The organism is Streptomyces sp. SAI-127, from assembly GCF_029894425.1.
GTDB lineage: Bacteria > Actinomycetota > Actinomycetes > Streptomycetales > Streptomycetaceae > Streptomyces.
The window spans coordinates 8,514,820-8,539,905 of the sequence record NZ_JARXYJ010000001.1 but is presented as its reverse complement, the minus strand read 5'-3'; the positions used below and the strand labels follow the sequence as shown (position 1 = coordinate 8,539,905).

At 70.6% G+C, this 25,086-nt stretch carries 22 protein-coding genes; 2 read left to right on the top strand and 20 right to left on the bottom strand.

The genetic code is table 11. The features are described from left to right. Position 1: 1 nt before the first annotated feature. On the bottom strand, positions 2–1,420 hold the full coding sequence (locus M2157_RS39260) for a transcription antitermination factor NusB (protein ID WP_280856389.1): 1,419 nt from the start codon (positions 1,418–1,420) through the stop codon (positions 2–4). A 746-nt stretch (positions 1,421–2,166) separates the two neighbouring features. Continuing rightward, positions 2,167–3,099: a methionyl-tRNA formyltransferase gene (gene fmt / locus M2157_RS39255; protein ID WP_280856390.1), complete on the bottom strand. Its 933-nt coding sequence runs from the start codon at positions 3,097–3,099 to the stop codon at positions 2,167–2,169. A gap of 281 nt (positions 3,100–3,380) precedes the next feature. Between fmt and M2157_RS39250 the strand changes: the two genes are divergently transcribed. Then, positions 3,381–3,932, top strand: a complete 552-nt coding sequence (locus M2157_RS39250) for a hypothetical protein (protein ID WP_280856391.1) — start codon at positions 3,381–3,383, stop codon at positions 3,930–3,932. A gap of 189 nt (positions 3,933–4,121) precedes the next feature. Here the strand turns inward: M2157_RS39250 and M2157_RS39245 are convergent, their stop codons facing one another. The 14 genes from M2157_RS39245 to pyrR all read right to left on the bottom strand — a co-directional run bounded on the left by M2157_RS39245 (position 4,122) and on the right by pyrR (position 20,764). Beyond that, positions 4,122–6,281 (bottom strand): primosomal protein N', encoded by a 2,160-nt coding sequence (locus M2157_RS39245; RefSeq protein ID WP_280856392.1) that lies wholly within the window; start codon positions 6,279–6,281, stop codon positions 4,122–4,124. Between the two features lie 158 nt (positions 6,282–6,439). Further along, complete coding sequence (gene metK / locus M2157_RS39240) at positions 6,440–7,648, bottom strand: methionine adenosyltransferase (RefSeq protein WP_266526015.1); 1,209 nt, start codon at positions 7,646–7,648, stop codon at positions 6,440–6,442. Between the two features lie 240 nt (positions 7,649–7,888). Further along, positions 7,889–9,091, bottom strand: coding sequence for a bifunctional phosphopantothenoylcysteine decarboxylase/phosphopantothenate--cysteine ligase CoaBC (coaBC, locus tag M2157_RS39235; RefSeq protein ID WP_280867547.1), 1,203 nt, complete (start codon positions 9,089–9,091; stop codon positions 7,889–7,891). A 116-nt stretch (positions 9,092–9,207) separates the two neighbouring features. After that, positions 9,208–9,480, bottom strand: coding sequence for a DNA-directed RNA polymerase subunit omega (gene rpoZ, locus M2157_RS39230; RefSeq protein ID WP_003988945.1), 273 nt, complete (start codon positions 9,478–9,480; stop codon positions 9,208–9,210). A 65-nt stretch (positions 9,481–9,545) separates the two neighbouring features. Next, positions 9,546–10,103 carry a guanylate kinase gene (gene gmk / locus M2157_RS39225; protein WP_280867546.1) on the bottom strand — a complete coding sequence of 186 codons (558 nt, stop codon included), beginning with the start codon at positions 10,101–10,103 and terminating at the stop codon, positions 9,546–9,548. Between the two features lie 59 nt (positions 10,104–10,162). Continuing rightward, positions 10,163–10,486, bottom strand: a complete 324-nt coding sequence (locus M2157_RS39220) for an integration host factor (protein WP_003977346.1) — start codon at positions 10,484–10,486, stop codon at positions 10,163–10,165. A 324-nt stretch (positions 10,487–10,810) separates the two neighbouring features. Further along, positions 10,811–11,650, bottom strand: coding sequence for an orotidine-5'-phosphate decarboxylase (gene pyrF / locus M2157_RS39215; RefSeq protein WP_280867545.1), 840 nt, complete (start codon positions 11,648–11,650; stop codon positions 10,811–10,813). Then, complete coding sequence (locus tag M2157_RS39210) at positions 11,647–12,756, bottom strand: quinone-dependent dihydroorotate dehydrogenase (protein ID WP_280856396.1); 1,110 nt, start codon at positions 12,754–12,756, stop codon at positions 11,647–11,649. The genes pyrF and M2157_RS39210 overlap by 4 nt, the downstream gene beginning before the upstream one ends. 51 nt (positions 12,757–12,807) lie before the next feature. Next, entirely contained in the window at positions 12,808–16,116 is a 3,309-nt protein-coding gene (carB, locus tag M2157_RS39205; protein ID WP_280856397.1) for a carbamoyl-phosphate synthase large subunit, read from the bottom strand. After that, positions 16,109–17,251 (bottom strand): glutamine-hydrolyzing carbamoyl-phosphate synthase small subunit, encoded by a 1,143-nt coding sequence (gene carA, locus M2157_RS39200; RefSeq protein WP_280856398.1) that lies wholly within the window; start codon positions 17,249–17,251, stop codon positions 16,109–16,111. The genes carB and carA overlap by 8 nt, the downstream gene beginning before the upstream one ends. After that, positions 17,248–17,838 carry a hypothetical protein gene (locus M2157_RS39195; RefSeq protein WP_280856399.1) on the bottom strand — a complete coding sequence of 197 codons (591 nt, stop codon included), beginning with the start codon at positions 17,836–17,838 and terminating at the stop codon, positions 17,248–17,250. Before M2157_RS39195 ends, carA begins: the two co-directional genes overlap by 4 nt. Next, positions 17,835–19,121 carry a dihydroorotase gene (locus tag M2157_RS39190; protein WP_280856400.1) on the bottom strand — a complete coding sequence of 429 codons (1,287 nt, stop codon included), beginning with the start codon at positions 19,119–19,121 and terminating at the stop codon, positions 17,835–17,837. Before M2157_RS39190 ends, M2157_RS39195 begins: the two co-directional genes overlap by 4 nt. A gap of 5 nt (positions 19,122–19,126) precedes the next feature. Next, positions 19,127–20,104 (bottom strand): aspartate carbamoyltransferase catalytic subunit, encoded by a 978-nt coding sequence (locus tag M2157_RS39185; protein WP_266567309.1) that lies wholly within the window; start codon positions 20,102–20,104, stop codon positions 19,127–19,129. Between the two features lie 87 nt (positions 20,105–20,191). After that, the gene (pyrR, locus tag M2157_RS39180) at positions 20,192–20,764 is read right to left on the bottom strand and encodes a bifunctional pyr operon transcriptional regulator/uracil phosphoribosyltransferase PyrR (protein WP_057614157.1); all 573 of its coding nucleotides are present in this window, start codon (positions 20,762–20,764) and stop codon (positions 20,192–20,194) included. Positions 20,765–21,017: 253 nt separating this feature from the next. Between pyrR and bldD the strand changes: the two genes are divergently transcribed. Further along, on the top strand, positions 21,018–21,518 hold the full coding sequence (gene bldD, locus M2157_RS39175; protein ID WP_007380685.1) for a transcriptional regulator BldD: 501 nt from the start codon (positions 21,018–21,020) through the stop codon (positions 21,516–21,518). 184 nt (positions 21,519–21,702) lie between these two features. Here bldD and nusB read toward each other — a convergent pair whose 3' ends face one another. From nusB to M2157_RS39155, 4 genes are all read right to left on the bottom strand, one after another. Next, on the bottom strand, positions 21,703–22,137 hold the full coding sequence (nusB, locus tag M2157_RS39170) for a transcription antitermination factor NusB (RefSeq protein ID WP_057614158.1): 435 nt from the start codon (positions 22,135–22,137) through the stop codon (positions 21,703–21,705). A gap of 2 nt (positions 22,138–22,139) precedes the next feature. Next, entirely contained in the window at positions 22,140–22,706 is a 567-nt protein-coding gene (efp, locus tag M2157_RS39165; RefSeq protein WP_057614159.1) for an elongation factor P, read from the bottom strand. Positions 22,707–22,755: 49 nt separating this feature from the next. Beyond that, positions 22,756–23,859, bottom strand: coding sequence for an aminopeptidase P family protein (locus tag M2157_RS39160; protein WP_280867544.1), 1,104 nt, complete (start codon positions 23,857–23,859; stop codon positions 22,756–22,758). A 77-nt stretch (positions 23,860–23,936) separates the two neighbouring features. Then, positions 23,937–24,815, bottom strand: coding sequence for a Pro-rich N-terminal domain-containing protein (locus tag M2157_RS39155; protein ID WP_280856402.1), 879 nt, complete (start codon positions 24,813–24,815; stop codon positions 23,937–23,939). Between the last annotated feature and the right edge of the window lie 271 nt (positions 24,816–25,086).

Sequence of the window (25,086 nt, the reverse complement as noted above, 5' to 3'; positions counted from 1 at the left end):
ATCACCCCGTCCTACGGATGACCGCCAGATACATCGCATCGGTCCCGTGCACATGCGGCCACAACTGAACGTCCGGGCCCTCCCCCAGCTCCGGCACACCGGGGAACAACGGCCGCGCATCGACGAGCTCGGCGGACGGCCACTGCTTGAGCACGTCATCCACCACGGCCCGAGTCTCCGCGAGGTGGGGCGAACAAGTGGCGTACCCGACGACCCCGCCGACCCTGACGGAGTCCAGCGCGGTGCTCAACAACCCCCGCTGCAACGGCCCGAACCCCTCCAGATCCTCGGGCCGACGCCGCCACCGAGCCTCCGGCCGCCGCCGCAACGCCCCGAGTCCCGTACACGGCACATCCATCAGCACCCGGTCGAAACTCCCCGGCCGCCACGGCGGCCGGGTCCCGTCCGCGGCGATGACCTGGTACGGCCCGGGATTCCCGGCGAGCGCCTTGGCGACGAGCCCGGCCCGGTGCGGCTGCTTCTCGGAGGCGAGCAGCATGGCCCCCCGCTCGGCGGCCAGTGCGGCCAGCAGCGCGGCCTTGCCGCCCGGCCCCGCGCACCCGTCGAGCCACTTCTCGTCCCGCCCCTCGACAGGCACGTTCGCGAGGGCCAGCGCGACGAGCTGACTCCCCTCGTCCTGCACCCCGGCCCGGCCTTCCCGCACGGCGTCGACGGCACCGGGCTCACCGCCCTCGGACAGCCGTACGGCATACGGCGACCAGCGCCCTGCCACGGCTGACTCCTCGCGAAGCAGTTCCTCGGCGGTGGACCGCCCCGGCCGGGCGACGAGGGTCACCTCGGGCCGCTCGTTGTCGGCCTCCAGCAGCCGCTCGATGCCGGCCCGCCCGCCGCCGAGGGAGTCCCACAGCGCGGAGACGACCCAGCGGGGGTGGGAGTGGACGACGGCGAGATGGTCCTCGGGATCGTCCTCGTAGGGCGGAGCCACTTTGGCGACCCACCCGTCGAGGTCGTGCTGCGCGACCTTGCGCAGCACGGCGTTGACGAACTTGGCCCGTCCGTCCCCGAGCACGACCCGCGCGAGCTCGACGGAGGCGGACACGGCGGCGTGCGTCGGGATGCGCGTCCCGAGCAGCTGGTGCGCCCCGAGGCTCAGCACGTCGAGCACCGGCGGATCGACCTCGCGGAGCGGCCGGTCGACACACTCGGCGATGATCGCGTCGTACGTCCCCTGCCGGCGCAGTGTCCCGTACACGAGCTCGGTGGCGAGCGCCGCGTCCCGCGTCTCGAAGCTGCCCTTCTCCCGCGCCTTCCGCAACAGCGGCGGCAGGACGAGGTTGGCGTACGCGTCCCGCTCGTCCACGGCCCGCAGCGCCTCGAAGGCGAGGATGCGGACGGGGTCCTTCTGGGGCCGACGGTAGGGCTTGCCGGCCTTGGCGGGCCGACGGGGCTGGTCGCTCACGAAAAAGGTGCTCCGGGTTCAAGGTCTGGTGACGCCCCAAGCGTACGTCCGCGGGAGGCGACGTCACCCTTCGAGGGCCCGGGTGACCGCGAGGCGGGACGTCACATGCCGGAGCCGAGTTCCCGCCCGATCCCACCGACCACCACCACGCGACGGAGCATGGCCCCGGGCATCCGACGCCACCGGCCTGAGCTGTTGCAACCCCATCAGGCGCCCCGAGGACTCACGCCACCGGCCACCGACCCAACCACGAAATCCGCCGACCACCGCCGCACGACGGGAGCTCGGCCCCCGACACTCCGACGCCACCGCTGTTGCAACCCCATCAGGCGCCCCGAGGACTCACGCCACCGGCCACCGACCCAGCCACGAAATCCGCCGACCACCGCCGCACGACGGGAGCTCGGCCCCCGACACTCCGACCACCGACGCCACCCATCGCGACTCCCGCCACCTGCCCGCACGACCCGCCAATGACACAGGCACCCCTGGGACCCACGCCACCGGCCACCGACGCACCCACCCCGAACCGCCAACCACCGCCGTACGACCGGAGCCCGGCCCTCGGCACCCCGACAACCGACGCCACCCGACCCGCAGGCGCGCCTTCGGCAGGCCTCCTTCACGCTCGCCGTCCTGACCACCGTCGGCAGCCTGGTCCGGCGCCATCGGACCGTGCTGGAGACCGGCGCCCTGCGGCCGGGCCGTCGCCGATCAGGCCAGCCGGCCACGCTGTCGTCGACGCGTCACCCGCCGACGGTCTCCCCGTCCGAGATCCTGACGCCCCGTGCCCAGTCCGCGGCCTTCATCGGCTTCTTCCCCTGTGCCTGCACCCACAGCAGCTCGACGCCGTACGACCCGGTACCGACGTGGACGCTGTTCTTGCCGACGGCTAGCGACCCGGCGGCCAGATCCGTCCGTTCGGGCACCGGCTGGACCTGGATGAGCTTGAGCCGCTCGCCGCGGAAGGTCGTCCAGGCACCGGGCGAGGGGTGACATCCCCGCACGAGCCGGTCCACCCGCAGGGCAGGCGCGGCCCAGTCGACCCGCGCGTCCTCGACGGTGATCTTCGGGGCGACGGTGATGCCCTCCGACGGCTGCGGCACCGCCTTCAGCGTGCCCTCGGCGATACCGTCCATGGTCGCGGCGAGCAGCCCGGCACCGGCGAAGGCGAGCCGGGTCAGCAGGTCACCGCTGGTGTCGGTGTGCCGGATCTCCTCGGTGACGGTGCCGTAGACGGGCCCGGAGTCGAGCCCTTCCTCGATGAGGAACGTCGAGGCGCCCGTGATCTCGTCCCCCGCCATGATGGAGTGCTGCACAGGAGCGGCCCCACGCCAGGCGGGCAGCAGCGAGAAGTGCAGGTTGACCCAGCCGTGGGCGGGGATGTCGAGGGCGACTCGGGGCAGAAGGGCGCCGTAGGCGACGACGGGGCAGCAGTCCGGGGCGATCTCACGAAGCCGCTCGAGGAATTCCGGATCCCGCGGCTTGACGGGCTTCAGCACCTCGATCCCCGCCTCCTCGGCCCGCTCCGCGACCGGGCTCGCGACCAGCCTGCGCCCCCGCCCGGCCGGCGCGTCCGGTCGTGTGACGACGGCGGCGACCTCATGCCGCCCGGAGGCGATGAGAGCGTCCAGAGCGGGAACGGCGACCTCGGGGGTACCGGCGAAGACGAGCTTCATGGGTGGACAGGGCCTCTCGGACGGGTGACTCGGACGGGTGACGACGGCAACACACAAGTCTATGGCGAGCTCCGGCCGCCGCACGGCCGGAGAGGGACCCCACAGGCGAGGCCCGTGTTCCCGATCAAGGCGCGAACTCCCCACCCCCGGCGCACGCATATGCCGGTACGCCCCCACTGCGTGACCAGCGGAGCGTAAACGCGTTGGTCAAGAAAGAGTTGACCACAACGGGCCGCGATCGCGGCCCCATCCTTTTCAACGCCGGTTCGAGAGGCTTGTTCATGGCCGACCACGCAACCCACGACGCCCAGGCTCGGGCCAGCCTGCACTTGCTGGTGCGGGACATCGAGCGGGTCCGCCGGCAGGTGGACGCACTGCGCACCCTGACTGCCCAGTTGGGCAACGTCTACCGCCCGCGCCGCTCCGGCCCCTCTACGGGCTTCGTCGTCTACGGACGCGCCCCCGCCCCCACGGTCCGTCTCGCGCAGGAACTGCGGGACAGCGTCGAGACCCTGGTGACGGCCGCGGTCGACTTCGACCGCTCGCTCGGCTTCTCGTGGGACGCGGTGGGCTCCGCCCTCGGCGTCACCAAGCAGGCGGTCCACCGTCGTTACGGCGCCCGCCGCGCCGCGGCCCAGGCGACAGCCGAGGCCGAGCGGGCCACGGAGACGTCGGCGACCCGCACGGTCAGTGTCAACACCGGTATCCCCACGGTGCCTGCGGTTCCGACGGTCCCCGCGGCCCGCTCGATGCCGACCCAGCCCACCGCGGGCAGCCCCACCCTCCGCGAAGAGGCAAGACCCACCGCCTTCCCCGGCCCGCGCAACGGCTGACCCGCTCCCCTTCTCTGCCCTCCCACCCCACGACAGGGAGGGCAGACGCATGTCCTCACGCCCCCGACGCACGCGCGCCCAGCGTCCACCGCGGATCGCCGAGGCCTTGCGGCTGCGACCACACGATCGCGTGGGCCCCTGCCCTCGTGTGCACATCGTCCGGTCCGTCTCCGCACCCGCCCCCGACCGTCACCCGATGTCGGGCGGATCAATCCGCACCCACACCGCCCCCTCAGCTCCATTCCCGCCCCGAGCCATCCGCGTGGCCTGCGCCGACTTGAGTGCGGACGCCAATGCCGCCCCCCTTCCCGGCGGCACCCGCACCAGCACCCGCTCCCACCGCTCCCCGACCGGTGGCGCCCCCACCCTCCGAGGTCCTCCCGCCACCGTCACCGGCAACGGCACGGGCCCCAACACCTCAGCCTCACCAGGCAGTTCCACGGCCGCCAGGAACTCGGAAAGCGCGTCCCCCGTCCCGGACACCGCAGCCATCCGCGACACCGGCGGAAACCCCAACTCGGCCCGCTCCCCCAACTCCCGGACCGCATGCCCCACGGGGTCCCACCGCACCAACGCCTGCACAGGCCGCTGCGTGGGCTCGGCGACTACCACCACCGTGCCCCCGGCCTCCTGCGGCCGCACCAGCGCCGACGCCCCGATCCACCGCCGTAGCGCGTCCTCCCCGGCTCGCAGATCCGGCCGCCCGAGCATGGCCCACCCGTCCAGCAACAGGGCTGCCGCATACCCGCCCTCGGCGACCGGCTCCGCCCCCGGCGTGCTCACCACCAGCGCCGGTGCCCCCGGCACGGTGTCCAGCACATGCTCACGCCCGGACGTCCGCACCGGAACAGCCGGAAACGCCCGCCCCAACTCCTCCGCGGTACGCCGTGCCCCCACCACCTGCGCCCGCAACCGGAAGCCCCCGCACTCCGGACAGTGCCAGGCCCCCTCCTCGCGCCCACACCACCCGCACCGCAGCGCCGCCCCGGACTCCTGCCCCTCCAACGGCCCGGCACAGTGCCGACACCGCGCGGGCTCCCTGCAGTTGGCGCAGGCCATCCGCGGCACGTAGCCCCGGCGCGGCACCTGCACGAGCACCGGCCCGTGCCGCAAGCCCTCCCTGACGGCCTGCCAGGCGAGCGTCGGCAGCCGGGCCGCCCGAGCCGCCTCGTCCCGCGCGAGATCCTGGTCCCCCACGGTCCGCACCAGCGGAGCGACGGCCCGCACCTGCTCCCGCGAGGCGACGAGCGGCCGCGCCCACCCGCTCTCCACGAGCTGCGCGGCCTCCACCGTGCAGCTCCAACTCCCCAGCAGAAAGCCGCACTTGTCCTGGGCGGCCCGCAACAGCAACACCTCACGCGCATGCGGCTGCGGGGCATGCGGCTCGCTGTGACTGTCGTCGCCGTCGTCCCAGAGAACGACGAGCCCCAGGTCCCGCACCGGGGCGAACATGGCGGCCCGTGTCCCGACCACGGCCCGCACGGACCCTCGCCGCACGGCCAGCCACTCCCGGTACCGCTTCTCGGGCCCGGCGTCGGCGGTCAGGACCGCATGCCGCCCCTCCCCCAGCACCGAGGTCAGAGCGGCGTCGACCCGCGCGACGGCTCGCCCGTCCGGCACGACGACCAGTGCGCCCCGCCCCGAGGCCAAGGCCGCGGCAACGGCCCGCGCCAGCTCCTCACTCCACTGCGGCCCGGGCAGGGCGTTCCACACCGCGCGCGGTGCACCCCCCGAGGCCAGCGACTCCAGAAACGCGTCCCCACGCTCGTAGCGCCCCCAGGTCCCCACCTCGGGCGCCGCGGGCGGCGGCAACGGCTCGGGCGAAGGCCGTTGCTCCGCCCGGGCGCTACGCGGCGGGACGGCAAGCTGCAGCACATCCGCCAGACTCCCCGCATACCGGTCGGCGACGGCCCGAGTGAGCCCCAGAAGCTCCTCACTGAGTACCGGCTCCGGCGAGACGACCTGAGCGAGCGCCGCCAGCGGCCCGGAGTAGTCCGACTCGGCAAGCCGCTCGACGAGAAACCCGTCGATCAGCCCCCCGCCCTCACGCCGCCCGTCCCGGACCCGCCCACGTCCGGCCCCGAACCGCACCCGCACCCGCACCCCCGGCTGTGCATCCGCGTCGAGCTCCTCGGGCACGGCGTAGTCGAAGTACCGGTCAAGATGCAGCACCCCCTTGTCCACCAGCACCCGCGCGACCGGCAGCTCCTTGGCCAACGCGGCCCCCCGCCACGTCCGCGGCTTGGCCCGCGGCACCTTGGCGTTCCTCACACTCTCCCGAATCAAGGCAAGCTGCTCGGGCTGCGCTCCTTCGGCGCCACCGTCCACGGACCCGTTCTCGCTGCTCACGCTTGCATTCTTACCAAACTGCACTGACAACTGACGCCGCCCGAACCCGGAGGGGCCCGTTTCCGCGGGCGCGCGCGTCCGGCCGGTGACGCGCCGAGGCCCGGCACCCCAAGGGGACACCGGGCCTCGCGGCAAACCGCAGGGGCTTACTTGTGGACTTACAGGCCCGCGGCCTTCTTCAGCGCCTCCACGCGGTCCGTCTTCTCCCACGTGAACTCGGGCAGCTCGCGGCCGAAGTGGCCGTACGCCGCCGTCAGGGAGTAGATCGGGCGCAGCAGGTCCAGGTCGCGGATGATGGCGGCCGGGCGGAGGTCGAAGACCTCGTCGATGGCCTTCTCGATCTTCTCGGTGTCGATCGTCGCGGTGCCGAAGGTCTCCACGAACAGGCCCACGGGCTCGGCCTTGCCGATGGCGTAGGCGACCTGGACCTCGCAGCGGGAGGCGAGACCCGCGGCGACGACGTTCTTGGCGACCCAGCGCATGGCGTACGCGGCCGAGCGGTCCACCTTGGACGGGTCCTTGCCGGAGAAGGCGCCGCCGCCGTGGCGGGCCATGCCGCCGTACGTGTCGATGATGATCTTGCGGCCGGTCAGGCCGGCGTCACCCATCGGGCCGCCGATCTCGAAGCGACCGGTGGGGTTGACCAGGAGACGGTAGCTCTCCGTGTCCAGCTTGATGCCGTCGTCCAGGAGCGCCTTCAGCTCCGGCTCCACGACGAACTCGCGGATGTCCGGGGCGAGCAGGGAGTCCAGGTCGATGTCGGAGGCATGCTGCGAGGAGACGACGACCGTGTCGAGACGGACGGCCTTGTCGCCGTCGTACTCGATGGTGACCTGCGTCTTGCCGTCGGGCCGCAGGTAGGGGATGGTGCCGTTCTTGCGGACCTCGGAGAGGCGCTTCGCCAGGCGGTGCGCCAGGAAGATCGGCAGCGGCATCAGGGTGGGGGTCTCGTCCGTCGCGTAGCCGAACATCAGACCCTGGTCGCCCGCGCCCTGGCGGTCGAGCTCGTCCTCGTCGCCCTCGACCCGGTTCTCGTACGCCGTGTCGACGCCCTGCGCGATGTCCGGGGACTGCGCGCCGATCGACACCGAGACACCGCAGGAGGCGCCGTCGAAGCCCTTCTTCGAGGAGTCGTAACCGATCTCCAGGATCTTGTCGCGCACCAGCTGGGCGATCGGCGCGTAGGTCTTGGTGGTGACCTCACCGGCCACGTGCACCAGGCCGGTCGTGATCAGGGTCTCGACCGCGACCCGGGACGACGGGTCCTCCTTGAGGAGCGCGTCGAGGATGGTGTCACTGATCTGGTCAGCGATCTTGTCGGGGTGGCCCTCGGTCACTGACTCCGAGGTGAACAGACGACGGGACACAACGCTCCCTGGGGTTGCAGCGGCTGCTGGCTGATCATTGGCGGACGGGCTCGGGGGCTGCGCCCGGCATCGTCCGAGAACAGTTTATCGGTCGTGCTCGGCCACCGGCTCCCCCGTCTCGCCACTCGGGAGTGCCGTGACCTGCGGCACGGGCATTGTGCCCAATTCCGAGCGGGCTTGACCAGGGGCGCCACACCCCTGTCGCAGAGGTTTGAGGGGACCGAGAAGCGAATGAAACATTCACACGAGGCGCTGTGCCACCAGGTCCCACACGGTTTCGGCCAGGAACTCCTTCGGACCGTGCGGTACCGGGGTCTCGCTGCCGTCGGCACCCAGCACCACCGCCTCGTTCTCCTCCGACCCGAAGGTCTTGCGCTCGCCCACCTCGTTGACGACGAGGAGGTCGCAGCCCTTGCGCCGCAGCTTCGTACGACCGTTGGCCAGGACGTCGTCGGTCTCGGCGGCGAAGCCGACTATCACCTGACCGGGACGGGCGCGCTCGGCCGAGATCTCGGCGAGGATGTCCGGATTCCGCACCAGGACGATCGGGTCGGGGTCCTGACCGTCCTTCTTCTTGATCTTTCCGGCCGCGTACGTCTGCGGGCGGAAGTCCGCGACCGCCGCCGCCATGACGACCGCGTCGGCGTCGGCCGCCGCCTTCAGGACCGCCTCGCGCAGCTGCACGGCCGTCCCCACGGGGACGACATCCACGCCCGCCGGGTCCGGCATACCGGTGTTCGCCGCGACCAGGGTGACCCGGGCGCCGCGCGCGGCCGCGGTGCGGGCGAGGGCGTAGCCCTGCTTGCCGGAGGAGCGGTTGCCGAGGAACCGGACGGGGTCGAGGGGCTCGCGCGTGCCGCCGGCGCTCACGACCACGTGCCGGCCCTTGAGGTCGGGCTCGGTGACGCCCCGGGCCAGCACCCGGCGGCAGACCTCGAAGATCTCGGCGGGTTCCGGCAGCCGGCCCTTGCCGGTGTCGACGCCGGTCAGCCGGCCGACGGCCGGCTCGATCACGATCGCACCGCGTCGGCGCAGTGTCTGCACGTTCTCCTGGGTGGCCGGGTGCTCCCACATCTCGGTGTGCATGGCGGGTGCGAAGACGACCGGGCAGCGGGCCGTCAGGAGGGTGTTGGTGAGGAGATCGTCCGCCAGGCCGTGCGCCGCCCTGGCGAGGGTGTCCGCGGTCGCCGGGGCCACGACCACAAGGTCGGCGTGCTGCCCGATGCGGACGTGCGGGACCTCGTGGACGTCGTCCCAGACCTCGGTCGAGACCGGTTTGCCGGAGAGGGCGGACCAGGTGGCGACGCCCACGAAGTGCAGTGCGGAGGCGGTGGGGACGACGCGGACGTCGTGGCCGGACTCCGTGAGCCTTCTCAGCAGCTCACAGGCCTTGTACGCGGCGATGCCGCCACTGACCCCCAGCACGACCTTCGGCTTGTCCACCGTCTCTCCCCGGCTCGGCAACGTACGAGTGCGACGTACGGGTCCATCACACACCACAGGCCCGACAGTCGCGCTGCCGGGCCTGTGGATAAGTCAGCGAAAAGCTGAAAGTACTACTACTGCGCCGGGCCTTCGACGGCCTCGGACGTCAGCAGACCCGCGTTGATCTCACGCAGGGCGATCGAGAGCGGCTTCTCGTGGACATGGGTGTCCACCAGCGGACCGACGTACTCAAGCAGGCCCTCACCGAGCTGCGAGTAGTACGCGTTGATCTGGCGGGCCCGCTTGGCCGCGTAGATCACGAGGCTGTACTTCGAGTCCGTGGCCTCGAGGAGCTCGTCGATCGGCGGGTTGATGATGCCCTCGGGCGCGGAGATGGAAGAGGACACGCTCTACCTTCCGATGGATGGGAAAGATTCAGTGCGAAGGATCAAGCCTCGATGAACAGGCGGGATCACACCACATCCATCAAGGCTAGCAGCTCGCGCGCCACTTCCTCGACGGAGGTGTTGACCAAGGTCACATCGAACTCGGGTTCAGCCGCCAGTTCGACCTTCGCCGCCTCAAGGCGGCGTTCGATCACCTCGGGCGGCTCGGTGCCACGTCCGGTGAGTCTGCGCACGAGCTCCTCCCAGGAGGGAGGAGCCAGGAACACCAGCTGGGCGTCCGGCATGGACTCACGGACCTGCCGGGCACCCTGGAGGTCGATCTCCAGCAGGACGGGCTCACCCGCCTCCAGCCGCTCCAGCACGGCCGCACGCGGCGTGCCGTAGCGGTTGCCGGCGAACTCCGCCCACTCCAGCAGCTCACCGTTGGCGATCAGCTTGTCCATCTCCTCGTCGGTGACGAAGAAGTACTGGACGCCGTGCTTCTCGCCGGGGCGGGGCTTGCGGGTCGTCGCCGACACCGAGAGCCAGACCTCGGGGTGTTCCTTGCGCATATGGGCGACGACCGTGCTCTTGCCGACCCCTGAGGGGCCGGAGAGCACGGTCAGCCGCGGACGTTCACTCATGCAGCGATTATTCCAGCAATCCCGGAGTGCCCGGGACTCCCTTCCCGGAGTGACCCGGTTCAGGAACCGGTGCTGCCGAACTCACGCTCCAGCGAAGCGATCTGGTTGGAGCCGAGGCCGCGTACACGACGGCTCTCGGAGATGCCGAGTCGCTCCATGATCTGCTTGGCGCGGACCTTGCCCACGCCGGGCAGGGACTCGAGCAGGGCGGAGACCTTCATCTTGCCGATGACGTCGTTCTCCTGGCCCTGCTTGATGACCTCGTGAAGGGAGGCGCCGGAGTGCTTGAGTCGATTCTTGACCTCGGCCCGCTCCCGGCGAGCCGCGGCGGCCTTTTCGAGCGCGGCTGCGCGCTGTTCAGGGGTAAGGGGCGGAAGAGCCACGCCTACGTCACCTCGGATGTCGAACTTGTCGGATACGGACCGGTGAGGAACCTAGTCGCCCCACACCTGGGGAGCCACGAGCAACACGCTTGCCCGTTCACTCTGCGTCGGAGACTAGCGGGCAAGTCCGCCAGAGTCAGCGAGAACAGCGGAAAAGTCCTGGTCAGCCTCCGTCAGGTCGGACATTTCTGACATAATGCCCCGGATTTGAGGATGTATTCAGACTCAAGCGGGCCTCGCACCACGCGTCGACGTACTCGAACGGGGGTGTCGAACATCCGCGACGACCGTCGCGTACGCCGCATCCGGTCCTCGACGGACGCCTCAACCCGTCGGCAACGCGGACCTGATCTCGTCCGCGAACCGCTCGGCGGACGCGCGCAGCGCACTGACGTCGGGACCGTGCCTCAGCACGCCCCTGCTGACGTTCGGGACGACATTGCGGATCGCCGTCCCGAAGACCCCGGGGAGATCGGCCGGAGTGGCCCCCTGGGCCCCGACGCCGGGAGCGAGGAGCGGACCGTTGATGTCCAGGTCGTAGGACGACAGATCGCCGAGCGTGGCTCCGACGACGGCGCCGAAGGACCCCAGGGGCTCCTCCCCCGTGTTCTCGGCGGCCAGATGGGCCAGCATGGTCGCGCCGACGTTCCGGCCGTCCGCGCGGACGGCGTGCTGGACCTCGGCGCCCTCCGGATTGGACGTCAGCGCGAGCACGAACAGTCCCGCGCCGCTCTCGCGCGCCAGCACGATGGCCGGCGAGAGCGAGCCGTAACCGAGGTACGGCGACACGGTCAGCGCGTCCGAGAACAGCGGGGAGTCCTTGCGCAGGAAGGCCTCGGCGTACGCGGCCATGGTCGAGCCGATGTCACCGCGCTTGGCGTCCATCAGGACCAGCGCGCCGGCCGCGCGGGCCTCCTGGACGGTCTTCTCCAGTACGGCGACGCCGCGTGAGCCGAAGCGCTCGAAGAACGCGCTCTGGGGCTTGAACACGGCGACCCGGTCGGACAGCGCCTCCACGACCGTGCGGCTGAACCGCTCCAGACCGGCCACGTCGTCCTTCAGACCCCACTCGGTGAGCAGGGAGGCGTGCGGGTCGATCCCCACGCACAGCGGGCCGCGCTCGTCCATGGCTCGGCGCAGGCGGGCGCCGAAGGGCTCGGTCATACCGTGGTCTTCCTCACGTCGGCGCCGACCGCGTCGGCGAGGGTGGCGTACGGGCTCGTGCGCAGGCGCGCGGCGAGCCCCTTGTGGAGGCCGCGAGCGTAAAACGGACCCTCGTAGATGAACGCGCTGTAGCCCTGGACCAGCGTGGCACCCGCCAGGATGCGCTGCCAGGCGTCCTCGGCGTCCTGGACGCCACCGACGCCCACCAGGGTGATCCGGTCGCCCACGCGCGCGTACAGGCGCCTCAGGACCTCCAGGGAGCGCGCCTTGAGGGGTGCTCCGGAGAGGCCGCCCGTCTCCTTCACCAGGGCGGGTCCGGATTTCAGGCCGAGTCCCTCGCGGGCGATGGTCGTGTTGGTGGCGATGATGCCGTCCAGGCCGAGTTCGACGGCCAGGTCGGCGACCGCGTCGACGTCCTCGTCCGCGAGGTCGGGCGCGATCTTCACCAGGAGCGGGACGCGACGGGAGGCCACCCTGCGGTCGGCGGCCTCACGGACAGCGGTCAGGAGCGGCCGCAGATGGTCGACCGCCTGGAGGTTGCGCAGGCCGGGCGTGTTGGGTGACGACACGTTCACGACCAGGTAGTCGGCGTACGGCGCCAGCCGCTCCGCCGACTTCACGTAGTCGCCGATCGCCTCGGTCTCCGGGACGGCCTTGGTCTTGCCGATGTTGACGCCCACCACGGTCTTGAAAACAGGCTCACGGGAGGCCAGGCGGGCCGCCACGGCCAGCGAGCCCTCGTTGTTGAAGCCCATGCGGTTGATGAGCGCGCGGTCCTGCACGAGGCGGAACAGCCGCTTCTTGGGATTGCCCGGCTGGGCCTCCCCCGTCACCGTGCCGATCTCGATGTGGTCGAAGCCCAGCATCGCCATGCCGTCGATGGCGACCGCGTTCTTGTCGAAGCCCGCTGCGAGGCCGAAGGGTCCGTGCATGCGCAGCCCGAAGGCCTCGGTGCGCAGCTCCTTGTAGCGGGGTGCGAGGGCGGCCGCGACGAACGTGCGCAGGACGGGGACGCGGGCGGCGAGGCGGATCCACCGGAAGGCCAGGTGATGGGCCTTCTCGGGGTCCAGGCGTTTGAAGACGAGGTTGAAGAAGATCTTGTACATGGTGTCCTCACCAAGAGGGGGACACCGTTTCCGGTGTCCCCCTCAGGGCTGCTAGTCGCGGGCCGCGGTCAGGTGTTGCGCGTGTTCCTGGAGCGAACGGACGCCCACATCACCGTGGTTGAGGGCGTCGATGCCCTGAACGGCGGCGGCGAGCGCCTGAACCGTCGTCAGACACGGGACCGAGCGCGCCACGGCCGCCGTACGGATCTCGTAGCCGTCGAGGCGGCCGCCGGTGCCGTACGGGGTGTTGACGATCAGGTCGACCTCGCCGTCGTGGATGAGCTGGACGATGGTCTTCTCGCCGTTCGGGCCGGTGCCCTCGGACTGCTTGCGCACGACGGTGGCGTTGATGCCGTTGCGCTTGAGGACCTCGGCGGTGCCGGAGGTGGCGAGCAGTTCGAAGCCGTGGGCGACCAGCTCGCGCGCCGGGAAGATCATCGAGCGCTTGTCGCGGTTGGCGACCGAGATGAACGCACGCCCCTTGGTCGGCAGCGGACCATAGGCGCCCGCCTGCGACTTGGCGTACGCCGTGCCGAAGACGGAGTCGATACCCATGACTTCGCCGGTGGAGCGCATCTCCGGGCCGAGGACCGTGTCGACGCCGCGGCCGTGGATGTCACGGAAGCGCGACCACGGCATGACGGCCTCCTTCACGGAGATCGGCGCGTCCAGGGGGAGTTCGCCGCCGTCGCCGTGGGCCGGCAGCAGGCCCTCGGCGCGCAGTTCGGCGACGGTCGCACCCAGCGAGATCCGGGCGGCGGCCTTGGCGAGCGGCACGGCGGTCGCCTTCGAGGTGAAGGGGACGGTGCGGGACGCGCGCGGGTTGGCCTCAAGGACGTAGAGGATGTCACCGGCCATGGCGAACTGGATGTTGATCAGGCCCCGGACGCCCACCCCGCGCGCGATGGCCTCCGTGGAGGCCCGCAGGCGCTTGATGTCGAAGCCGCCCAGCGTGATCGGCGGCAGTGCGCACGCCGAGTCGCCGGAGTGGATGCCGGCCTCCTCGATGTGCTCCATCACGCCGCCCAGGTAGAGCTCCTGGCCGTCGTAGAGGGCGTCGACATCGATCTCGATGGCGTCGTCGAGGAAGCGGTCGACCAGGACCGGGCGCGAGGGGCTGATCTCGGTCGACTCGGCGATGTAGGCCTCGAGGCGGGTCTCGTCGTAGACGATCTCCATGCCGCGGCCGCCGAGGACGTAGGAGGGCCGTACGAGGACCGGGTAGCCGATCTCGTCCGCGATGGCCTTGGCGCCGGTGAAGGTGGTGGCGGTGCCGTGCTTGGGGGCCGGCAGGCCCGCCTCTGCGAGGACACGGCCGAAGGCGCCGCGGTCCTCCGCTGCGTGGATCGCCTCGGGCGGGGTGCCCACGATGGGCACGCCGTTGTCCTTGAGCGCCTGCGCCAGACCCAGCGGGGTCTGCCCGCCCAGCTGCACGATCACGCCCGCGACCGGGCCGGCCTGCTGCTCCGCGTGGACGATCTCCAGGACGTCCTCGAGCGTGAGCGGCTCGAAGTACAGCCGGTCGGAGGTGTCGTAGTCGGTGGAGACGGTCTCGGGGTTGCAGTTGACCATCACCGTCTCGTACCCGGCGTCGGACAGCGCGAAGGAGGCGTGCACGCAGGAGTAGTCGAACTCGATGCCCTGGCCGATGCGGTTCGGGCCGGAGCCCAGGATGATCACCGCGGGCTTGGTCCGGGACGCGACCTCGCTCTCCTCGTCGTAGGAGGAGTAGAAGTACGGCGTTTTGGCGGCGAACTCGGCCGCGCAGGTGTCGACGGTCTTGTACACCGGGCGCACACCGAGTGCGTGCCGCACCTCGCGCACCACGTCCTCGCGCAGGCCCCGGATCTCGCCGATCTGCTGGTCGGAGAAGCCGTGCCGCTTGGCCTCGGCGAGAAGATCGGCGTCCAGACGCTCAGCGGAGGCCAGCTCGTCCGCGGTCTCCTTGATCAGGAACAGCTGGTCCACGAACCAGGGGTCGATCTTCGTGTACTCGAAGACCTCCTCCGGCGTGGCACCCGCGCGGATGGCCTGCATGACGGTGTTGACCCGGCCGTCGGTGGGCCGTACGGACTCCTCCAGGAGGGCGGTCTTGTCGCCGGGCTCGCCCACGAAGGTGAACTGGCTGCCCTTCTTCTCCAGCGAGCGCAGTGCCTTCTGGAAGGCCTCGGTGAAGTTGCGGCCGATCGCCATGGCCTCGCCGACCGACTTCATGGTGGTCGTCAGCGTCGAATCCGCGGACGGGAACTTCTCGAAGGCGAACCGGGGGGCCTTGACCACCACGTAGTCGAGCGTCGGCTCGAAGGAGGCCGGGGTCTGCTCGGTGATGTCGTTCGGGATCTCGTCCAGCGTGTAGCCGACGGCGAGCTTCGCGGCGATCTTGGCGATCGGGAAGCCGGTCGCCTTGGACGCGAGCGCCGAGGAGCGGGACACGCGCGGGTTCATCTCGATGACGATGACGCGGCCGTCCTCGGGGTCCACCGCGAACTGGATGTTGCAGCCGCCGGTGTCGACGCCGACCTCGCGGATGATCGCGATGCCGACGTCGCGCAGCACCTGGTACTCGCGGTCGGTCAGCGTCATCGCGGGGGCCACCGTGATCGAGTCGCCGGTGTGCACGCCCATGGGGTCGAAGTTCTCGATGGAGCAGACGACCACGACGTTGTCGTGCTTGTCGCGCATCAGCTCCAGTTCGTACTCCTTCCAGCCGAGGATGGACTCCTCCAGGAGCACCTCGGTGGTCGGCGAGAGCGTGAGGCCCTGTCCGGCGATGCGGCGCAGCTCCTCCTCGTTGTGCGCGAAGCCGGAACCGGCACCGCCCATGGTGAAGGACGGCCGGACGACGACGGGGTAGCCGCCGAGCGTCTCGACACCCTGCAGGACGTCGTCCATGGAGTGGCAGATGACCGAGCGAGCGGACTCGCCGTGCCCGATCTTCTTGCGGACCTCCTCCACGACGTCCTTGAACAGGTCGCGGTCCTCGCCCTTGTTGATCGCCTCGACGTTGGCGCCGATCAGCTCGACGCCGTACTTGTCGAGGGTCCCGGCGTCATGCAGCGAGATCGCCGTGTTGAGGGCCGTCTGGCCGCCCAGGGTGGGCAGCAGGGCGTCGGGGCGCTCCTTGGCGATGATCTTCTCGACGAACTCCGGGGTGATCGGCTCGACGTAGGTGGCGTCGGCGATCTCCGGGTCGGTCATGATCGTCGCCGGGTTGGAGTTGACCAGGATCACCCTGAGGCCCTCGGCCTTGAGGACCCGGCACGCCTGCGTGCCGGAGTAGTCGAACTCGGCGGCCTGGCCGATGACGATCGGGCCGGAGCCGATGACCAGGACGGACTGGATATCGGTGCGCTTAGGCACGCTGGCCCTCCATCAATGATACGAACCGGTCGAACAGGTAGGCGGCGTCGTGCGGGCCCGCTGCCGCTTCGGGGTGGTACTGGACGGAGAAGGCCGGCTGGTCGAGCAGCTGGAGCCCCTCCACGACGTCGTCGTTCAGGCAGACGTGGGAGACCTCGGCACGGCCGAACGTGGTCTCGCTGACCTTGTCGAGCGGCGCGTCCACGGCGAATCCGTGGTTGTGCGCGGTGACCTCGACCTTGCCGGTGGTCCGGTCCTGCACGGGCTGGTTGATGCCCCGGTGGCCGTACTTCAGCTTGTAGGTGCCGAAGCCGAGCGCGCGGCCGAGGATCTGGTTGCCGAAGCAGATGCCGAACAGGGGCGTCCTGCGCTCCAGGACGGCGGTCATCAGCGCGACCGGGCCGTCGGCCGTGGCCGGGTCGCCGGGCCCGTTGGAGAAGAAGACTCCGTCGGGGGCGACGGCGTAGACGTCCTCCGCGGTGGCCGTGGCCGGCAGGACGTGCACCTCGATGCCGCGCTCGGCCATGCGGTGCGGGGTCATGCCCTTGATGCCGAGGTCGATCGCGGCGACCGTGAACTTCTTCTCACCGACCGCGGGGACGACGTACGCCTCCTTGGTGGCGACCTCCTCGTAGAGCGAGGCGCCCTTCATGTGCGGCTGGGCCTGAACGCGGGCGACGAGCTCGGGTTCGGCGGCGATCGCCTCGCCGGAGAAGATCCCGGCGCGCATCGAGCCGCGCTCGCGCAGGTGGCGGGTGAGCGCGCGGGTGTCGATGCCGGAGATCCCGACGATGTCCTGCGCGACCAGTTCGTCGTCCAGGGAGCGCTTGGCGCGCCAGTTGGACGGCACGCGCGCGGGGTCGCGCACGACGTAGCCGGAGACCCAGATGCGGCTCGACTCGTCGTCCTCGTCGTTCCAGCCGGTGTTGCCGATCTGCGGGGCGGTCGCGACGACGATCTGGCGGTCGTACGACGGGTCGGTCAGGGTCTCCTGGTAGCCGGTCATGCCGGTGGAGAAGACGGCCTCGCCGAAGGTCTCCCCCACGGCCCCGTAGGAGCGGCCGCGGAAGATCCGGCCGTCCTCCAGGACGAGTACCGCGGGAGCCTTCGAGGCCCCCCTTGTGGAGGTGGTCATCGTGCGCCTTCCGTTTCCGTCTTGTTGATCATGGAGTTAATGGCGTCGACCCAGTCGGTGTGCTCGGCCGCGTGGTCGGAGCGGAACCCCGAGTCGATCAGACGCTCGCCGTGGGCCCAGGTCACCACGAGGAGCCCGCCCTCGGTCAGGACCTTGCCCGCGATGCCCTTGCCGAGCACCGCCTCCCGCAGGGCCTCGCGCGGGATGAAGAAGTCGGTCGCGCCGGGGCGCACGACGTCCAGTCCCGCGTCCGTCAGCGTGAGCTCGACCCGGCTGCGGGCGCCCAGGCCGTGCGCCACGATCCGGTCGAGCCACTGCCCCGCGGTGGTGGAGCCGTGGTAGCGGCCGCTCATGCCCAGTCTCGCCGGGCCGGGGTCGTCCGGCGCGGTGGGGAGTTCGGGGAGGTCGCCCTGGAGCGTGCCGCGCCACTTCCAGCCCTCGCGCATCAGCCAGTAGACGAGCGCGACGAAGAGGGCCAGGCCGACGAGCCAGCCGACGCGGGCCGCCCAGTCGGTGACCTCGGCCGACTTCTTCTCGGCGGCAAGGCCGGTGGCGAGTCCGGTGGCGAGCAGAGTTGCAGGTGTCACGTGAGCTTCCCGTCGACGAGCGTGGCCTTGCCCCGGAGCCACGTGTGCGTGACACGGCCCGGCAGCTCACGCCCCTCGTACGGAGTGTTGCGGCTGCGCGAGGCGAAGCCCGCGGGGTCCACGGACCCACGGTATTCCGTGTCGACGAGCATGAGGTTGGCGGGCTCACCAGCCGAGACGGGACGCCCGTGCCCCTTCGCCTGACCGATCTCGGCGGGCTTGAAGGACATGCGCTCGGCGACCCCGGCCCAGTCGAGGAGCCCGGTGTCCACCATGGTCTCCTGCACCACTGACAACGCGGTCTCCAGGCCGACCATGCCCATGGCGGCCGCGGCCCACTCGCAGTCCTTGTCCTCGTGCGGGTGCGGGGCGTGGTCGGTGGCGACGATGTCGATGGTGCCGTCGGCCAGGGCCTCGCGCAGGGCGAGCACGTCCCGCTCGGTGCGCAGCGGCGGGTTCACCTTGTAGACCGGGTTGTACGACCGGACCAGCTCGTCGGTGAGGAGCAGGTGGTGCGGGGTGACCTCGGCGGTGACGTCGATGCCGCGGGACTTGGCCCAGCGGACGATCTCGACGGACCCGGCGGTCGAGAGGTGGCAGATGTGGACGCGGGAGCCGACGTGCTCGGCGAGCAGGACGTCCCGGGCGATGATCGATTCTTCGGCCACCGCGGGCCAGCCCCCGAGCCCCAGCTCGGCGGAGACGACGCCCTCGTTCATCTGGGCGCCCTCGGTCAGCCGCGGCTCCTGGGCGTGCTGGGCGACGACCCCGCCGAAGGCCTTCACGTACTCCAGCGCGCGCCGCATGATCACGGCGTCGTCGACGCACTTGCCGTCGTCGGAGAAGACGGTCACACCGGCGGCCGACTCGTGCATGGCACCGAGCTCGGCGAGCTTGCGGCCCTCCAGGCCGACGGTGACGGCGCCGATGGGCTGCACGTCGCAGTAGCCGTGCTGCTGGCCGAGCCGGTAGACCTGCTCGACCACACCGGCGGTGTCGGCGACCGGGAAGGTGTTGGCCATGGCGAACACGGCGGTGTAACCGCCGGAGGCCGCCGCGCGCGTGCCCGTCAGCACGGTCTCGGAGTCCTCGCGGCCCGGTTCGCGCAGATGGGTGTGCAGGTCGACGAGGCCCGGCAGGAGCACCTTCCCGGCCGCGTCGACGACCTCGGCGCCCTCGTCCGAAAGCCCCGTGCCGACCGCCTCGATGACATCGCCGTCGATCAGCACGTCCTGCGGCTCGCCGCCGAGGACCTTCGCACCACGGATCAGGATCTTGCTCATGTGACTTACTTCTCCTCGATACGGGTGTGGGAGACGGCGGGCTCATTGCCACCGAGCAGCAGATACAGAACTGCCATCCGGATGGAGACTCCGTTTGCGACCTGCTCGACGACGGTGCAGCGGTCGGAGTCGGCGACCTCGGCGGTGATCTCCATGCCGCGGACCATGGGGCCGGGGTGCATCACGATGGCGTGCTCCGGCATCCGCGCCATGCGGTCGCCGTCCAGGCCGTAGCGCCGCGAGTACTCGCGCTCGGTGGGGAAGAAGGCGGCGTTCATCCGCTCGCGCTGCACGCGCAGCATCATCACCGCGTCGGACTTGGCGAGGGTGCTGTCGAGGTCGTACGCGACCTCGCACGGCCAGGTCTCGACACCGACCGGCACCAGGGTGGGCGGGGCGACGAGGGTGACCTCGGCGCCGAGGGTGTGCAGCAGGTCGACGTTGGATCGGGCGACCCGGCTGTGCAGGATGTCGCCGACGATCGTGATGCGCTTGCCGGAGAGGTCCTGGCCGATCCCCGCGTCCCGTCCGACGAGCCGCCGGCGCATGGTGAACGCGTCCAGCAGGGCCTGGGTGGGGTGCTGGTGGGTGCCGTCACCGGCGTTGATGACGGCCGCGTCGATCCAGCCGGAGGTGGCAAGGCGGTACGGCGCCCCCGAGGCGCCGTGGCGGATGACGACGGCGTCGACACCCATGGCCTCCAGGGTCTGGGCGGTGTCCTTGAGGGACTCGCCCTTGGACACGCTGGAGCCCTTGGCGGTGAAGTTGATGACGTCCGCCGAGAGACGCTTCTCGGCGGCTTCGAAGGAGATACGCGTGCGTGTGGAGTCCTCGAAGAAGAGGTTGACGATCGTGCGGCCGCGCAGGGTCGGCAGCTTCTTGATCGGCCGGTCGGCGACCCGGGCCATCTCCTCGGCGGTGTCGAGGATCAGGACGGCGTCGTCGCGGGTGAGGTCGGCGGCCGAGATGAGATGACGCTGCATCTTTCAGGCTCCGTAAGGCAGTTCAGGATCGGGAGATTCCGGGCAGGCGAGGGCACGCCGGAAGGGGCGTACCCGGTCCGTCTGCTGCTAGGTCTGCTTCACACCGAGCAGCACGGTGTCGCGACCGTCCTCCTCGGCGAGCTGGACCTTGACCGTCTCCCGCAGCGACGTGGGGAGGTTCTTGCCGACGTAGTCGGCGCGGATGGGCAGTTCGCGGTGGCCTCTGTCGACGAGGACCGCGAGCTGCACCGCGCGTGGGCGCCCGATGTCGTTCAGGGCGTCCAGGGCGGCGCGGATGGTGCGGCCGGAGAAGAGCACGTCGTCGACGAGGACGACCAGGCGGCCGTCGATGCCGTCACCGGGAATCTCGGTGCGGGCCAGCGCACGCGGCGGGTGCATGCGCAGATCGTCGCGGTACATGGTGATGTCGAGCGAACCGACCGGAATCCTGCGGTCGGTGATCTCCTCGAGCTTGACGGCGAGCCGCTGGGCGAGGAAGACGCCTCGGGTGGGGATACCGAGGAGCACCACGTCGTCGGCGCCCTTGGCGCGTTCGACGATCTCGTGGGCGATACGGGTCAGCACGCGCGCGATGTCGGGGCCTTCGAGAACGGGCCGGGCATCGGACGCCTGGTGGTCGGAAGTGTCCTGCTTGTCCATAAGAAACGGACCTCCTTCTCCGCCTCACGGGACGGACCTTAAAGGACGTCGGATTTGCGCCATCCACGGTAGCAGGCCGGAACGACCTCCCTGATCACCCCCTTGGCCCAATCAGCCACCACTCTCCCGGAAGAGTCGGTGTGGACCATTCGGCTTGACGCAGAAGAGTCACGCTGCGTAACCTCACAGTGAGTTACCAGACGCGCGGCTCGAAACCACTGCGGCCGCGTCGATCCAGTGTCCGGGGAGCCATATGTCCAGCGAATACGCCAAACAGCTCGGGGCCAAGCTTCGGGCCATCCGCACCCAGCAGGGCCTTTCCCTCCACGGTGTCGAGGAGAAGTCCCAGGGACGCTGGAAGGCGGTCGTGGTCGGTTCGTACGAGCGCGGCGACCGCGCGGTGACGGTCCAGCGTCTTGCCGAGTTGGCGGATTTCTACGGCGTTCCGGTGCAGGAGCTGCTGCCCGGCACCACTCCGGGCGGGGCCGCCGAGCCGCCGCCGAAGCTGGTCCTGGACCTGGAGCGGCTGGCCCACGTCCCGGCCGAGAAGGCCGGCCCCCTCCAGCGGTATGCGGCGACCATCCAGTCCCAGCGCGGTGACTACAACGGCAAGGTGCTCTCGATCCGCCAGGACGACCTGCGCACACTCGCCGTCATCTACGACCAGTCCCCCTCGGTCCTCACCGAGCAGCTGATCAGCTGGGGCGTGCTGGACGCGGACGCGCGTCGCGCGGTGTCCCACGAGGACAGCTGAGCCGCTCCCAGCCTCAGCAGAAACGTGCCGCCGGGGTGGCCGGAACTTCACGGTTCCGGCCACCCCGGCGGCTTTCTGCGCGCCTGGTGGGCTCTGCGCGCACGGATACGCCTGAGGGCCCGCAGCGGTCTCGCTGCGGGCCCTCAGGCGTATCGCGCCTCTTACGCCTCGTTCCGACGCAGTTCTACGCCTCGTCCCGGCGCAGCGAGGGCTTCAGGTCCTTGAGCCGGCCCAGCAGGCCGTTCACGAACGAGGGCGACTCGTCCGTGGAGAACTCCTTCGCCAGCTGCACCATCTCGTCGAGCACCACCGCGTCCGGAGTCTCGTCGGCCCAGATCAGCTCATGGGCGCCCAGACGCAGGATGTTGCGGTCGACGACCGGCATCCGGTCCAGCGTCCAGCCGACCGAGTACTGCGCGATCAGCTCGTCGATGCGCTTCGCGTGCTCCGCGTAGCCCTCGACCAGCTGCATCGTGTACTCGCTCACCGGCGGCTGCCGGGTGTCTTCCCGGGAAAGCCGGATCCAGTCCGCGAGGACCGTCAGGACGTCGACTCCGCGCTGGTCGCCCTCGAAGAGGATCTGGAAGGCGCGCTTGCGGGCCGTGTTGCGGGCAGCCACGGTTAGCTGTTCACCCGGCCGAGGTAGTCGCTCGTGCGGGTGTCGACCTTGATCTTCTCACCGGTGGTGATGAAGAGCGGGACCTGGATCTGGTGACCGGTCTCCAGGGTGGCGGGCTTGGTGCCGCCGGTGGAACGGTCGCCCTGCAGGCCCGGCTCGGTCTCCTGGACGACGAGCTCGACGGCGGCCGGCAGCTCGACGAAGAGCACCTCGCCCTCGTGCTGCGCGACGGTGGCGGTGAAGCCCTCGATCAGGAAGTTGGCGGCGTCGCCGACGGCCTTGCGGTCGATCATCAGCTGGTCGTAGGTCTCCATGTCCATGAAGACGAAGTACTCGCCGTCCATGTACGAGAACTGCATGTCGCGCTTGTCGACAGTGGCCGTCTCGACCTTGACGCCGGCGTTGAACGTCTTGTCGACGACCTTGCCGGACAGCACGTTCTTGAGCTTGGTGCGCACGAATGCGGGGCCCTTGCCGGGCTTGACGTGCTGGAACTCGACGACGGACCAGAGCTGGCCGCCTTCGAGCTTGAGCACCAGGCCGTTCTTGAGGTCGTTCGTGGAAGCCACGGTTGCGGAATCTCCTGGACTGACGTGGACGACCCCGGCGCACGCACTCCTACAGCGCGAGCAGCTCCTTGGTCGTGATGGTGAGTAGCTCGGGTCCGCCGTCCGCCTCGGGGCGTACGACGAGCGTGTCATCGATCCGGACGCCGCCCCGTCCCAGGAGGTGGACTCCCGGTTCGACGGTGACCGGCACGCAAGCGTCCAGTTTACCCATGGCCGCGGGGCCCAGCTGCGGGTCCTCGTCGATTTCCAGTCCCACACCGTGTCCGGTGAGGGTCGGGATGCCTTCGTGGTGGCCCCCGGACTCCAGTACCTGACGGGCCGCACGGTCCACGTCGCGGTAGGCCGCACCGGGTGCCAGCGACTCGCGTCCGGCCCGCTGAGCGGCGAAGACGAGGTCGTACAGCTCGATCTGCCAGTCGGCGGGGGACGTACCGATGACGAAGGTACGGCCGATCTCGCAGCGGTATCCGCGGTAGTTCGCGCCCAGGCAGACGGAGAGGAAATCGCCCTCCTCGACACGGCGGTCGGTGGGACGGTGGCCGGGGCGGCCGGCGTTCGGGCCGGTACCCACGGACGTGGCGAAGGCCGGGCCGTCGGCGCCGTGATCGACCAGACGGCGCTCCAGTTCGAGGGCGAGGTGCCGCTCGGTGCGGCCGACGAGGATGGACTCCAGGAGTTCTCCCAGTGCCTGGTCGGCGATCTCGGCGCCGATACGCAGGCAGGAGATCTCCTCCTCGTCCTTGATGACGCGGAGCTGTTCGACCGCGCCCGCGAGGTCTGCGAGGCGCAATCGCGGGACGACCGAGCGGATGGCTCGGTGGCGGCCGACGGTGAGGTGGTGTTCCTCGACGGCGAGGGAGCCGGCGTGCTGCCCCGCCGCGAGGTCGGCCGCGGCGACGGCCGGGTCGCCGGCGGCGCCGGGGAGGGTGTGGATCCGCAGGGCCTCGTCGGGACGGCCGTCCATGCGGTCGTCCAGCGGACCGGGGCAGAGCAGGACGTCCTCACCGGCGCCGAGCAGGAGGACGGCGCCGCGGGGGGCGGTGCCCGCGAGGTAGCGGACGTTGGCGGGGCGGGAGATCAGCGCGGTGGCGCTGCCGCTGGCTTGGCAGCGGGCCCTGAGCTTCGTTCTGCGGGTGACGTACACCTCTGACATGACACGAGCGTAGGAGTCATACGAGTGCGGCGCCGTTCGGGAGAGGCCGAGTGGGGGTTCGTCGCCGGCTCCTGCGATCACCAGCTCGGTGGGCTCGCGATCGACCGCGCCAGCACGTCGTCCAGGACCCTCGCCGTCTGGGCCACGTCCATCTGACTGTTGTCGATGATCGGCAGGCCCGAGCCGTACCACCCGGCCATCCGGCCGTGGATCCGGGCGACCTCTTCGTCGGTCAGGCGGCGGTTGCCCGACCGTTCGGCGTTGCGCTCCAGGACGATCTCCAGGCCGGGCAGCAGGACCACCGGCAGCAGCCCCGGACCGACGTGCCGCTTCCAGCCGCCGAGGCCGACCACCGGACGGTCGGGGAAGACGGCGTCGTCGAGGATGCAGGAGATGCCGTTGGCCAGGAAGTTGCGGGCGGCGAAGCCGCAGGTGCGGCGGGCTAGGCGGTACTGGGCCTCGGAGTGGTCGTTCCAGCCGGACTGGGGGTCGGCGAAGCCCGAGCGGACCCACTCGCGCACGTCGTCGAGGCTGATGTGGGCGGTGGGGACCCTGCGATGGTCGGCCCAGTACTTGGCGACGCTCGTCTTGCCGGCGCCCGCCGGGCCGATGAGCAGCACGGCGAGGGTGGTGCCCGCGGGATCGGGCACGGCGGCGGGCGAGGTGCTGGGGGCGCCCACGGGGGCGCCGGGAGGCAGCGGCACATGGCCGGTGGTGTCCGGAACCGGCGCGGGTGAGTGCTGCGGTGCGGGCGGGACCGGAGAGTGCTGCGGCGTCGGCGGAACCGGGGCCGGGCTGAAGCCGGGTGCCGGGGGCGGTGGGGGCACCGGGGCGGAACCCTGGTGCGTACCCGGGTGATGCGGTCCCGGGTGGTGTGCGGCCGGCGACCAGCCGGCGGCGGGTCCGTGCCCCGGCTGATGGGGCGGCGGCAGCGGAGAACCCACTGCGTGCTGCATCCGGTGCCACTCCGTCTCGTCTTTTCGGCTTGCTCGCCTCCGGGGCGCTCGCGTCGGTGCCGGGAGCCCGACCGTGCTCGGCCCGAAGGCCTGTGCTCGCTCGTCCTCTCGTCTCCGACGCGCCCCTCCGGCTCACTCGCGGCAGGCTGATCGGCGCTGGTTACGGGGTGGTACATACCCCGCTCGTCACCGAACGGTACCGCCCCCGGCCCTCGTTTGGTGAAACGGCCGGGGGCGCCCCGAAGTGCCCCTGTCGCAAGGCGAATCAGGC